Here is a 12,509-nt window from a genome sequence, read left to right on the forward strand (position 1 = left end):
CTATTGCCCCAACCGTTCGATCAGGGCGGGCGCGTGGACCTGGTCGGCCTTGTAGTTGCCGGTCAGGGTGTACATCACGATGTTGACGCCCGAGCGGAAGGCGAATTCGCGCTGGCGCGGCTCGTTCGGCGTCAGCGGCAGCATCGGCTGTCCGTCCGGGCGATGCGCCCAGGCGCCGGCGAGATCGTTCGAGGTGATGATGATGGGCGAGACGCCGTCGCCGCCGCGCGCAGGCCGCGAGGCCGCCTCGTCGTCATCCTCGCGCGGCAGGGTCTCGACCCAGGTCTGGCCAGAGGTGAAGCGGCCGGGGAAATCGCGCAGCAGATAAAACGTCTTGGTCAACACATGCTCGCGCGGCACCGGCTCCAGTTCAGGCACGTCGAGGGAGGAGAGAATTTCGCGCAAGGTGCGCATGCCCGACGTCTGCGACGCGCCGTTCTCGCCGGGCGGCGCCTCGACCGCGTCGCGCGTGTCGAACAGCACCGTGCCGCCCTGCTTCATATAGGCGTCGATGCGGTTGATGGCGTCCTGCGGCGGCTTCGGCGCGCCCGGCACCACCGGCCAGTAGATCAGCGGGAAGAATGCCAGTTCGTCTCGCGCGGGATCGACGCCGACGGGATCGCCGGCCTCCAGCGCCGTGCGCTGCGCCAGGAACAGCGTCAGTCCGGCCATGCCCGCCTTGACAATGGAATCGACGTCGGCATTTCCGGTGACGACATAGGCAAGCCGCGTCTGCGACACCGAATTGATGGCGAACTCATCGTTGCCTTGGGCGCGCGTCGGCGAAGGCGTGGTCGAGGCCGCGACCAGGATCAGGGCCAATAGAACGGTGGCAGCCGCCGTGCGCCGCCGCCACAGAGCGGCAAGGCCCGCGCCCAGTATCGCGACCACGACCGCGTCGATCAGGAACAGCACCAGCGACGACGACAGCAGGATGCCACGCAAGTCGCGCGGTTCGGCATTGGTGTAGCTGGCGCGCTGCGCTCGCAACGGGGATGTATCGAGCGGCGCGATGCGATCGGCCGAGGCCAGGGTGTTGACCGCGATCGGGCCATCGGCCGGGCCGTAGAAGCCCGGCGGATGTTCTGCGGTGGCGCGATCGCGATAATCCGCAGGCATCGGCTTGGCGGTCGAGGGCGGCGGTCCGAATGCGCCGAAACCGTCGAGTGTGCGCAGGGGCGCTACCGTCTCGACATTGGTCGCCTCGCTCGCAACGCCAGCACCGGGCTTCGTGGTATAGCCGGACATGTCGACCAGCCGCCGCAGCATCTCGACGAAGCTGCCGGACATCGGCAAGTCAGACCAGCGCGAGTCGGCGCCGACATGGAACAGGCTGACAATGCCTCTGCCGCGATGTTCGCCGGTCACCAGCGGCGTGCCGTCTTCCAGCGATGCCCATGTCTTGGTGGCGAGCACCGCATCCGGCTCGGCCAGCACCTGCCGGTTCACGGTGACATCCTTGGGCACGGCGAGGCCCGCGAACGGAGCGTCGGCGGCGAAGGACGCCAGATGCTGCGGCTTTTCCCAGGTCAGGCTGCCGCCGAGGGTGCGGCCGCCGCGCCGCAGTTTCACCGGCACCAGATCGTCATCGGCCTGCGCCAGGCGGGGACCTGCGAAACGTATCAGCACGCCGCCCTGATCGATCCATGCATTCAGCCGCTCGCGGATTTCCGGCGACAGCGTGCCGACATCGGCGAGCACGATCATCGGCAGCCGCTGATCGAGGAATTGCGCGATCACCTGTTGCGGCGCGCCGCGCTCGCCGAGCCGCACGTCGGCGAATGGCGACAAAGCGCGGGCAAGGTAGAAGGTCGATGCCAATAGCGGCTGGGCGGTATCGCTGGTCGCGCCGGTGACGACGCCGACGGCGCGCCGCCGCCATCGCTTGTCGAGCAATTGCACCGCGCCGGCCGATCGTTCCCCCGAAATTTCCAGCCGCGAAATGTCGTTGCGCAGTTCGACCGGCAGATCGAACGCCGCTTCGCTTTCGCGGTCCTGCATGCCGAAAGCGTAGCGCGCCTCGCCGATCGGGGAGCCTTTGGCGTCGATCGCGCGAACCACGCCGGCTGCGACGCCGCCGGTGGTGCGCAGCACCTTGACCGTCATCTTCGCCGCGGCGTTTTCGGCGGCGACCAGGGCTTGCGCAGGCGCCGCGCCGCCCTCGAATACTGTCAGCTTGCGCTCGCCGATGGTCTTGGCGAGATTTTCGACGAATTCGGCGCCGCGCCCGGTATCGACGCCGTCGGACAGCCACGCGATCTCGGCGTCGCCAGTGGCCTTCAGGAAGCGGTCGAGCGCGCCAAGCGTGTCGACGCGGTCAATCGAATGGGGCTTTGGTGAAATCTGGCGCAGCGCAACGCGCGCGGTACCGGCCGGCATCAGCGTCATGTCGCGTGCGGGTTCGGAGAGCGGAACCAGCGCGACTCCGCGGCGATCGTTGTCGGCATTGGCGATCAGTTCGTCAGCGGCCTTGATCCGGGTGTCCCAGCTTCCAGCCGCGCTCCAACCGTCGTCGAGCAGGATCACCAGCGGCGCATTGCTGCCGCCGATGCCGGTCTGCGGATTCCAGATCGGACCTGCGGCGGCAAGGATGACCAGCGCCGCGGCGGCGAGACGCAGCGCCGTCAGCCACCATGGCGTCCGCGACGGGGTTTCTTCCCTGGGCCTGATGTCGAACAACAGCCGCGTCGGCGGGAACTCGATCCGTCTCGGCCGCGGCGGCATCACGCGCAACAGCCACCACAACACCGGCAGGCTCAGCAGGCCCAACAGAAGCAGCGGCTGCGCAAAGGTCAAGGGGAGGCCCGCCATCATGCGCTACGCCCCGCCTTGACGGTTGAGCCGCGCACGCTTCCCTTGGCCGCCATCATGCCGGAATGCAGGAACAGCAGCAGTTCTGCGGCGGACCGGCTGGTGGTGTGGGTCGAGAACAGCCAGTCGAGCTTGTTGGTTTCGCTGCGGATCTCGTCGCGATGCAGCGCGACGCGCGCGACGTAGTCGCTCGCCCAGCTCTCGGCGCGGCCGGCGGTGATGACGCCAAAACCCTCCGGCTCGACGAACTCGACCCGGCCGGCATAGGGAAAGGTTTCTTCGGCGGGATCGACGACCTGGATCAGCGTGCCATGCGCGCCGGAGGCCGAAAGCCCTGCAAGCATCGTCCTGATTTCGCTCATCGGCGACCAGAAGTCGGACAGCACGACAATTTCCGCCAGCGCCGACGGCACAAAGGATGGCGGCAGGCTCGCGCGCACCGCATCGTCATGCAGCATCGCCTGCGCCATCTTGTCGATGACGTTGCGGCTGGCGGTCGGGTTCATCAGGCCGGGAATGCCGACGCGTTCGCCACCCGAAACCAGCAGTTCGGCGAGCGCAAATGTAACGATCAGGCCGCGCTCCAGCTTGCTGTCGCGGGCACCCTTGGAAGCAAATGCCATCGACGGCGAACGGTCGGGCCACAGCCAGATCGTATGCGCAGCCTCCCATTCCTGCTCGCGGACATAGAGATGATCGTCGCGCGCCGAGCGCCGCCAGTCGACATTCTGCGACGGCTCCCCGGAGACGAAGCGGCGGTATTGCCAAAAGCTCTCGCCGGCGCCGGCGCGGCGCCTGCCGTGCAGGCCATGGATGACGTTGGCGGCGATGCGGCGGGCTTCGAGCACGAGACGGGGCAGCGATGCGGCGAGCGTTCGGCTTTCGCCATCGGCACGTCGGATTGCTAGGATCTCCCTGGTCTCGTGGCTGGTCTCTGCGGCCATCAACCGATCCGCGTCTTCAATTGTCTGATCACGTCGGGAATGGTGCGGCCTTCCGCGCGCGCCGAGAAGGTCAGCGCCATGCGGTGCTTGAGAATGGGTTCGGCGAGATCGAGCACGTCGTCGATCGAGGGCGCAAGGCGGCCGTCGAGCAACGCGCGCGCGCGGACCGCCAGCATCAGCGATTGGCTGGCGCGCGGGCCCGGTCCCCAGGCGATCAGCTTGTCACTGCCGCCTTCCGGGTCGGGTCGCGCGGCGCGCACCAGCGACAGGATCGCCTCGACGACGCTGTCGCCGACCGGCAGGCGCCGCACCAGCCGCTGCGCCGCGATCAGGGTTTCCGCGTCCATCGAAGCCTTGGCGAGCGTCTCGTCCGCGCCCGTCGTCTCGAACAGGATGCGGCGTTCGGCATCGCGATCGGGATAATCGACATCGATCTCCATCAGGAAGCGGTCGAGTTGCGCCTCGGGCAGCGGGTAGGTGCCTTCCTGCTCCAGCGGGTTTTGGGTGGCGAGCACATGAAACGGCTTTGGGAGATCATGCCGCGCACCTGCAACGGTGATGTGCTGTTCCTGCATGGCTTGCAGCAGCGCCGATTGCGTACGCGGGCTGGCGCGGTTGATCTCGTCGGCCATCAGGAGCTGTGCGAACACCGGTCCGGAGATGAAACGGAACGACCGCTTGCCGGAATTGCTCTCGTCCAGCACCTCGGCGCCCAGAATGTCCGACGGCATCAGATCCGGCGTAAACTGGATGCGCTTGGCGTCGAGCCCGAGCGTGATGCCCAAGGTTTCGACAAGCTTGGTCTTGGCGAGGCCGGGAACACCGATCAAGAGCGCGTGGCCGCCGGACAGGATCGTCACCAGGGTGTTCTCGATCACCCGGTCCTGGCCGAAGATGACGGTGGAGATCGCTTCCTTCGCGGCGCGGATCTGGCCGGCCACCTGCTCGGCCGACCGGACGATCGCGTCCTCGAGTTTCTCGACACCGTCTGCGCTCGCCATGTCTTTCTCCTTCAACAACCTAACCGCTCATGACACCGCTGGTTGCGTCGTCATGCCAAGAACTCATGCTAAACCTGTGCAAAGGCCATGCATTCGTTGAATTAAACTATCCCCACATTATCGGTATTTCGGGGTATGAACGGCATCACGATCTGGCGACTTGATCGGCAATAGTACGGACACAAATCGCCGGGAACACATATCTCGGTATATGTGCACCAATCGTGCCAATCGAGGCGCCGAGACTCAGGGCAAACAATGGCGAAGCAAGGGCAAACAAGCGGCCAGCGGCACGAAGGCAAGGATTCTGACAGCAAGGGGCTCGAAGGTCTGACGGTTGCCGCCAGGGAGGCCGTCAGTCAGAGCCCGGCCGGGAAGGGGTTGCCTCCGGTCCATCTCTGGAATCCGCCGTTCTGCGGCGATCTCGACATGCGAATCGCCAGCGATGGTACGTGGTTCTACTTGGGGACGCCGATCGGGCGGCCGGCGCTGGTACGGCTGTTTTCGACCATTCTCAAACGCGAGGACGGCAAGCACTTTCTCGTGACCCCGGTCGAGAAGGTCGGCATCCGCGTCGACGACGCGCCGTTCCTGGCGGTCGAGATGCAAAAAGAGGCCGGAGATCGCGGCAGGCTATTGCGCTTCCGCACCAACGTTGACGACTGGGTGCCATGCGATTCCGCCCATCGTATTCGCTTCGAGATGGCCGCCGACGGCGGGCTGACGCCCTATCTGCACGTCCGCGCCGATCTGTGGGCGAAAGTGACGCGCGCGCTCTATTACGATCTGGTTGACATGGGGGAAGAGCGGGTGGTCGATGGTCGGCCGATGTTCGGCATCGAGTCCGGCGGCGAGTTCTTTGCCATGGCGGACGCGAAGCAGGTGAGGGACGCGGTTTGAACGAGCCGATGCTGAAGAAGATGGACGCGGCGCCGATCAACTCGGCGGAGTTCTTTACACGGAGCCAGGCGCGGCTGAATTTCGACGTGCCGCCCGGCCTGATCGATCCCAACATCGTTCCAAGGACCGGCGACGAGGGCAACGACCGCATGCTCGAGATCATCGCGCGCGAGCAGCCGGTGCGGCCCGCGGCGGTCTTGATCCCGGTCGTCGATCACCGCGAGCCGACCGTGTTGTTGACGCAGCGCTCGCCGCATCTGTCCAGCCACGCGGGCCAGATTTCCTTTCCGGGCGGCAAAATTGATGCGGTGGACGCTTCGCCGCTCGACGCCGCCTTGCGCGAGGCAGAGGAGGAAGTCGGCCTCAAGCGCGAGTTCATCGAGCCGATCGGCTATCTCGATCTCTATGGAACCGCGTTCGGGTTTCGCATCCTGCCGACGGTGGCGCGTGTAAAGCCGGGCTTTGAACTGACGATCAACCAAGGCGAGGTGGTCGATGCCTTCGAGGTGCCGCTGGCGTTTCTGATGAATCCCGAAAACCATCAGATCCATTCCAAGGAATTCCGCGGCATGGAGCGCTCCTACTACGCCATGCCCTTTGCCGAGCGTTACATCTGGGGCGCGACCGCAGGGATCCTGCGCGTGCTGTATGAGCGGATTTATCTCGCATGATCCGTCCGGTCCTGACCGAGATCGCCATTTTCCTGATCCCGTTCGCGGCCTATGCGCTGTTCCTGATTGCCACCCGTTCCGGCGTCTTTGTGTCCTCCTCCTGGCCGGCACTTCTTGTCGCCAAACTGGCGCTGGGATCGCTGCTCCTGGTCGCGATCAGCTTCATCCTGCTGGCGCAATTCTCCGGCGCGCCGCCCAATTCGACCTATGTTCCCGCGCACCTCGAAGACGGAAAATTGGTTCACGGGGGACGGAAATGAGCGAGGCCCGCGTGCTGTCGGACGCGCCCTGGCTCAGATCCGGTCCGGCCGCGCGCGTGCTCGCGTTGCTCAATGGCGATGGCGAGGAAGCCCGCGTGATCGGCGGCGCCGTGCGCAATGCGCTTCTGAAAATTCCCCTCGGCGACATCGATATCGCGACCACGGCGCTGCCCGACGAGGTCGTCCGCCGCGCCACGGCGGCTGGCATCAAATGCGTCCCGACCGGGATTGACCACGGCACGGTCACGCTGGTCGTTGAATCGCATCCGTTCGAGGTCACGACCTTGCGCGAGGATACCGAGACCTTTGGCCGCAAGGCCAGGGTTGCATTCGGACGCGACTGGGTTCGCGATGCGGAACGGCGCGACTTTACCATCAACGGGCTTTCGGTCGATGCCGAGGGCGTCGTGCATGACCATGTCGGCGGGCTTGCCGATATCCAGGCCAAACGCGTGCGTTTCATCGGCGATGCCGGCCAGCGCATCGCCGAGGATTATTTACGCATCCTGCGCTTCTTCCGCATGCATGCCGCCTACGGGTCGGGCGAGCCCGACCGTGCCGGATATCTCGCCTGCATCGACGGGCGCGCGGGGCTTTCGAGCCTTTCCGCCGAACGCGTGCGCATGGAGATGTTGAAGCTATTGGTCGCGGAAGGCGCCGTGGTTGCGTTGCAGGCGATGGCGGATGCCGGCCTGCTGCTGCTGATCTTCGGCGGCGTCGCTTATACGGGGACCTTCGCGGCGATGGTCGCGGCCGAACGGGCGCTGGGGCTGCCGCCGAACGCCGTCCGCCGGCTCGCTGCGCTCGCGGTCGCGGTCACCGAGGACGCGAGGCGCGTCGCGGCCCGTCTTCGGCTCTCCAATGCGGAAGCCAAGGCGCTGGATTCAATGGGCCATCGCTGGTGGCGGTTCGCTGCCAAGGATGAGGCGCGGGCTCGGCAGCTTCTCTACCGGCTCGGCGAGGATCCCTACCGCGACCGGCTGATGCTGGCGTGGGCGCGGACAGGCGGAATCGGTAATGGCGCCGCGCGCTGGCATCAGCTTGCAACGTTGCCGCAGCGCTGGAGCGCGCCGAAATTTCCGCTGAGGGCGGCCGATTTCATTTCCCGCGGCATTGCCGAAGGTCCCGGCCTCGGTCACGTGCTGACGCTTGCGGAAGACGCGTGGTTGGCCGCAGATTTTCCGCTTGAATCATCCGCGCTTGCCGCGATCGCCGACCAGGCGGCCGCCCGTTTCACCCGCGATCACCGGCTGTGAATATTCTGGGCGGCTTCGCCGACATTTCGGTCGGTCAACTCGTGCTGGTTGGCGGCGTGGCGCTATTGGCCTCCGTCGTCGGCGGTCTTGCCGGCTATGGCACCGGCGCCTTGATGCCGCTGGTGCTGGTGCCGCTGGTCGGCGCCGAGCCCGTGGTGCCGATCATCGCGATCTCGGCGATTTTCACGAATATCAGTCGCTTCGTGGCGTATTTTCGCTATGCCGACCGGCGTCGCGCGCTGATCGTGATCGGTGCCGCCATGCTGACCACCGCGCTCGGCGCCTATGGCTACACGCGGCTGACCGGCGCCGGCGCGGCGCTCGTGATCGGCAGCATGCTGATCCTGAGCGTGCCGCTACGCCGGCTGGCCAGACACCGCGATATCAGGATCGGCGATACCGGCCTCGGCGTCAGCGCGGTAGGGTATGGCGTGGTGGTCGGCGGGACATCGGGTTCCGGCGTGATCCTGCTGTCGCTCTTGATGGCGTCCGGCCTCGAGGGGGCTGCCGTGATCGCTACCGACGCGGTGATCTCGGTCGTGACCGGTCTCATCAAGATTTCGGTGTTCGGCCTTGCCGGCGTCCTCACCGCGCAGGTGCTTGCCTTCGCACTCCTGATCGGCGCCATCGCGATCCCCGGCGCGTTTCTCGCCAAGACCTTCGTCGAGCGCATGCCGGTGCATATCCATACCGCGATCCTCGACGCCGCCGTGATGGTCGGCGGCGGCGTCATGATCACCTCGGCGCTGCGGCCTTGAAGGGCTCAGTGCGTCAGCGATGCCGTGCGGATCGGGAAGCAGTTGATGTTCGGTATGTTGCGGACCAGCGGCACGCTGCACAAGAAGCCGACCGGACGGTACTTCACCCGAATTCGCTCCATCTGATGTAGCGCCAGGCTGCTGAACGCGCCGACCCGGCCGGCCAGATCGTCAAGTTGGGCATTGATCTCCTTCTCGCGCTCGACGATTTCCTTCTCCTTCGCGATGTCCCGATCGCTTCGGGAGGCCCATTGCCGCGCTGCTGCAAGTCTGTCGTGCGCGGCCTCGAAGCAGTAGTGCATCGTCAGGACGTGGTGCTTCGCGCTGTACCAGTAGATTCGCTTTGCCGCCCTGTCCTGAGGGCCGGCGCAGATCCGGACGAAGGCATCTTTGGGCTTGGTCCGGTCGTCGACGCCCCGTTTCTCGGCGATTGCGCAATATTCGTCGTCTGCAACTTCCTTGGTGGGCGTATCGTCCTCGGCATGCACGTTTCCGAACGCCGGAAAGTTATACTTGTCGGAGCAGTCGAAGGCATAGTCGCGCAGCACCTGCCGCGACAGCGGATCGTCGCCGACGTTATGCTTCTCGGCCGGGTCGCGATAAGTATTGCTTGCCCAGTCGATATAGACTTCCGCCTTTCGCGTCAGCACGTCGATATTTTCGCGCAGTGCGATCCTGGCCTTTTCGTAACGCTCGGAAATCGCCTGCGCATTCTTGGTGTCGAGCGCCTTGTCGCTGGCGTCGAACTTTCCCCTGACAGCGCGCGTGAAATCGGAATACAGGGTTTGCTGCAATGCCTGCATTTCAGCGAATGCGCCCGAAATCTCCGTGTATGTCGCTGTCGCCGCAGCCATGTCTTCCTTGGCTTGGCTTCCCACCTTCTCCTGATAGGCGTTGAGATACTGGAAATAGCCGACCACTAGGCTGCTCGCCACGGTAACCATCGACAACCCTTTGACGATGTCGAGCCCGTGATTGAATTTCCAGAGCCATCTCAGCGGGGCGGATTTCGGTGCAATGTCGTCCGCCCCAGGGGGCTTATGCGTGTCGTCGTTCGGCATCGGTGAACTCCCATCCGCGGACTTCAACCTTGGAACCACGTCGGCACGATCTGGGATGTCCTGCTTGCGCGCTGTGAGACAGCTCACACTACACGCGATCGTGCGGTGCCGCGGCCAACCGGGCAATGGAGCTGCAGGGCGTTAGAGCGTTTTCCAGCGAAGTGGACGGTTCGCGTCAAGAAAACGCGTCAAGACAAGAAGCTAGAGCCCGGTTCTGATTCAATCAGAACCGAAAAGGCTCTAGGCGGGCTCGCGAGGCAAGAGTTCCGTCAGCGAGCGGATGATGCGGTCGGGCTTGACGGTTGAATCCGGCGGCAGGCCGTCGCCATGCACGTCGATCCAAATGGCGTAGATGCCGAGCCGCTGCGGCGCCACCACCTCCCATTCCAGATTGTCGCCGATCATCCAGGTCTCGGGCGCGGTAACGCCGAGCGCCTGCATCGCGTGCAGATAGGCGCGCTCATCCGGCTTGCCGAAACCGTGCTCACCCTCGATCTGGATGTGATCGAAGCGATGCGACAGTGCAAAGCGCTCGACCTTGGCGCGCTGGGCACCCGCGGCGCCGTTCGTCACCAGCGCCAGCTTGATGCCGCGCGCCTTCAGTGCGTCGATGGCATCATGCGCGCCGGGGAAGACGAACATCTCCTCTTCGCGGTAGGCGGTGAAGCGGTCGGCGAGCCGTATCGCGAGGTCTTCCGCCAGCACGTGGCCGCTCTCGGCAAGCGTGACAAATCCGTTCCTGACGGTGACGCGCCGTGCTTCATCGAGCTTCAGCCGCCATTCGGCTTCGGCAACGGCCCAGAATTTGCGCGCGGAATCCAGAACGGCAGCGGCAACCTGCTGCGAGGTCAGCGGCCCGAATTCGGCTGCAAATTCGGACGCGACATTGTGCCAGGCGATCTCGGGACGTCCATAGGCCGACAGGATGGTGTCGTCCATGTCGATTAGCATCGCGCGGGGCAGGTGGGTCATCGTTTCGCGGTCATCTCACTTCGAGCGGTATCGGCCGCGGGAAGCAGCGGCGGACTTGCCGCGAATATCAGATCACCCGCACCGGGTCCAATTCCGGGAAACGACGCCGCCGGACCATCGATCCCGGCGGCGTCAAAAAGTGCTTCACGCAACCTTGTTGGCGCGGTCGTCCTCTTCCTCTTCCTCTTCCTCTTCCTCGTCCTCGTCCTCGTCCTCGTCTTCGTCGTCTTCTTCCTCGTCGTCGGACGTATCGGCTTCGGCGAGCTCCAGGACGGCAAGCGGCAGCGTCTCGCGGAACAGATCGCCTTCATTGCCCATCCATACGCACGCAACGTTGCCGCCGTTGACCTCCACCACACTGAGAGGATGGCCGCCGGACTTCAGGATGACGACGTCGCCTGGTTTCAAATCCATGATCTACTCCTGGGATTACATGACACGAATCGCACCATAGCGATCAGTCATGACAACTCGATCATGCGATCATGGCCACTTTACCTCCGGCGGCATCGACGAGAGGATAGAATCCACATTGCCGCCGGTCTTTAGCCCGAAGATGGTGCCGCGGTCGTACAACAGGTTGAACTCGACGTAGCGCCCCCGCCGGATCAACTGCTCCTCGCGCTCGGCGGCATTCCAGGGCAGGGCGAAATTGCGGCGGACCAGCTCAGGATAGATTTTCAGGAAGGCGCGGCCGACTTCCTGGGTAAAGGCGAGGTCGGCGTCCCAGTCACCTGAATCGTGCCAATCGTAGAAGATGCCACCGATGCCGCGCGCTTCCTTGCGGTGTGGCAGATAGAAATATTCGTCGCACCATTTTTTGTACTTGTCGTAGTCGGCAACGCTGTTCGATCCACCGCAGGCCTCCTTCATCGCCTGATGGAAGGCGAGTGTGTCGGGATCATCCTGGGTGCGCCGGCGATCGAGCACCGGCGTCAGATCCGCACCGCCGCCGAACCACGCCTTGGTGGTGACCACGAAGCGCGTGTTCATGTGCACCGCCGGCACATGCGGATTGCGCATGTGCGCGATCAGCGAAATGCCCGACGCCCAGAATCTGGGATCGTCGGCTGCGCCCGGAATTTGTGCGCGGAACTCGGGGGCGAACTCGCCTTGCACGGTCGAACAGTGCACGCCGACCTTCTCGAACAGCCGCCCGCGCATCATCGACATTAAGCCGCCGCCGCCGGGCTTGCCGGTGTGGTCGGTGCGGTCCCAGTGCGTGCGCACGAAGCGACCGGCCTCGCCGGGATAGAGGGCAGGCGGCGCGTCGTCTTCGAGCCGCTCGAAGGCCGCGCAGATGTCGTTGCGCAATGCTTCGAACCAGGCTCTCGCGCGCGCCTTGCGATCCTCGATGATGGACATGTCCATGTGGTCGATCCGTATCCTTCCGTCATTGCGAGCGAAGCGAAGCAATCCATTGTGCCACGAGAAAAGAATGGATTGCTTCCGCCTTCGAGCTACGGCGGACAAGCCGTCGCTTCAGTCCTCGTGATGGCAGTTATCCATTAATTTTTGCGGCCCGAAATACGTGCAACTTTCGTTGCAACTGTCGCGGTGAACGCTGACGCGGGTGATTTGGCCTGCGTGCTGGATCCGCTCGAAGATGTAGCGCGAAATGTTTTCCAGCGTCGGCGTCCCGAGCGCCTCGACGTTGTTGAGGAGCTTGTGATCGAGTGCTTTCCGGACCTCTTCCATGCTGCGCTCGAGCAGGCCGAGATCCATCACCATGCCGGTTTCCGGGTCGGGCGTGCCGCGCACGCTCACTTCGGCGCGAAACGAATGGCCGTGAATTTCCTCGCTGGCTGCGCCGAAGGTCGTTCCCTTCAGGGAATGCGCAGCTTCAAAGCGAAACGATTTCGTCAGTTCCCACAT

General features: G+C 64.5%; 13 protein-coding genes. 5 read left to right on the forward strand and 8 right to left on the reverse strand.

Going from position 1 to position 12,509, the window contains the following annotated elements:
- From LMTR13_RS07205 to LMTR13_RS07215, 3 genes are read right to left on the reverse strand one after another with little or no spacing between them, the layout of a single operon-like run.
- The gene (locus LMTR13_RS07205) at window positions 1-2,811 is read right to left on the reverse strand and encodes a DUF4159 domain-containing protein (protein ID WP_065732497.1); all 2,811 of its coding nucleotides are present in this window, start codon (window positions 2,809-2,811) and stop codon (window positions 1-3) included.
- Complete coding sequence (locus LMTR13_RS07210) at window positions 2,811-3,755, reverse strand: DUF58 domain-containing protein (RefSeq protein WP_065727285.1); 945 nt, start codon at window positions 3,753-3,755, stop codon at window positions 2,811-2,813. The genes LMTR13_RS07205 and LMTR13_RS07210 overlap by 1 nt, the downstream gene beginning before the upstream one ends.
- The gene (locus tag LMTR13_RS07215; RefSeq protein ID WP_065732496.1) at window positions 3,755-4,756 is read right to left on the reverse strand and encodes an AAA family ATPase; all 1,002 of its coding nucleotides are present in this window, start codon (window positions 4,754-4,756) and stop codon (window positions 3,755-3,757) included. The genes LMTR13_RS07210 and LMTR13_RS07215 overlap by 1 nt, the downstream gene beginning before the upstream one ends.
- Before the next feature lie 258 nt (window positions 4,757-5,014).
- On the opposite strand from LMTR13_RS07215, the gene LMTR13_RS07220 reads away from it, so the two are divergent.
- From LMTR13_RS07220 to LMTR13_RS07240, 5 genes are read left to right on the forward strand one after another with little or no spacing between them, the layout of a single operon-like run.
- The gene (locus LMTR13_RS07220; RefSeq protein WP_065727286.1) at window positions 5,015-5,656 is read left to right on the forward strand and encodes a DUF1285 domain-containing protein; all 642 of its coding nucleotides are present in this window, start codon (window positions 5,015-5,017) and stop codon (window positions 5,654-5,656) included.
- 8 nt (window positions 5,657-5,664) lie between these two features.
- The gene (locus LMTR13_RS07225; protein WP_418219757.1) at window positions 5,665-6,327 is read left to right on the forward strand and encodes a CoA pyrophosphatase; all 663 of its coding nucleotides are present in this window, start codon (window positions 5,665-5,667) and stop codon (window positions 6,325-6,327) included.
- Window positions 6,324-6,587, forward strand: a complete 264-nt coding sequence (locus tag LMTR13_RS07230) for a DUF6111 family protein (RefSeq protein ID WP_065727288.1) — start codon at window positions 6,324-6,326, stop codon at window positions 6,585-6,587. The genes LMTR13_RS07225 and LMTR13_RS07230 overlap by 4 nt, the downstream gene beginning before the upstream one ends.
- A complete protein-coding gene (locus tag LMTR13_RS07235) occupies window positions 6,584-7,843 on the forward strand; it encodes a CCA tRNA nucleotidyltransferase (protein WP_065727289.1) in 1,260 nt (419 codons plus the stop codon). Before LMTR13_RS07230 ends, LMTR13_RS07235 begins: the two co-directional genes overlap by 4 nt.
- A complete protein-coding gene (locus tag LMTR13_RS07240) occupies window positions 7,840-8,601 on the forward strand; it encodes a sulfite exporter TauE/SafE family protein (RefSeq protein ID WP_065727290.1) in 762 nt (253 codons plus the stop codon). Before LMTR13_RS07235 ends, LMTR13_RS07240 begins: the two co-directional genes overlap by 4 nt.
- Window positions 8,602-8,606: 5 nt before the next feature.
- Here the strand turns inward: LMTR13_RS07240 and LMTR13_RS07245 are convergent, their stop codons facing one another.
- The 5 genes from LMTR13_RS07245 to LMTR13_RS07265 all read right to left on the reverse strand — a co-directional run bounded on the left by LMTR13_RS07245 (window position 8,607) and on the right by LMTR13_RS07265 (window position 12,509).
- The gene (locus tag LMTR13_RS07245; protein ID WP_065727291.1) at window positions 8,607-9,662 is read right to left on the reverse strand and encodes a hypothetical protein; all 1,056 of its coding nucleotides are present in this window, start codon (window positions 9,660-9,662) and stop codon (window positions 8,607-8,609) included.
- A 240-nt stretch (window positions 9,663-9,902) separates the two neighbouring features.
- Window positions 9,903-10,634, reverse strand: coding sequence for an HAD family hydrolase (locus LMTR13_RS07250; protein WP_065727292.1), 732 nt, complete (start codon window positions 10,632-10,634; stop codon window positions 9,903-9,905).
- A gap of 144 nt (window positions 10,635-10,778) precedes the next feature.
- Window positions 10,779-11,048: a YodC family protein gene (locus LMTR13_RS07255; protein ID WP_065727293.1), complete on the reverse strand. Its 270-nt coding sequence runs from the start codon at window positions 11,046-11,048 to the stop codon at window positions 10,779-10,781.
- 69 nt (window positions 11,049-11,117) lie between these two features.
- Entirely contained in the window at window positions 11,118-12,005 is an 888-nt protein-coding gene (gene hemF / locus LMTR13_RS07260) for an oxygen-dependent coproporphyrinogen oxidase (protein WP_156795465.1), read from the reverse strand.
- A gap of 111 nt (window positions 12,006-12,116) precedes the next feature.
- Window positions 12,117-12,509, reverse strand: coding sequence for a 6-pyruvoyl trahydropterin synthase family protein (locus tag LMTR13_RS07265; RefSeq protein WP_065727294.1), 393 nt, complete (start codon window positions 12,507-12,509; stop codon window positions 12,117-12,119).

The sequence above is a fragment of the Bradyrhizobium icense genome, from assembly GCF_001693385.1.
Taxonomy (GTDB): Bacteria; Pseudomonadota; Alphaproteobacteria; order Rhizobiales; family Xanthobacteraceae; genus Bradyrhizobium; species Bradyrhizobium icense.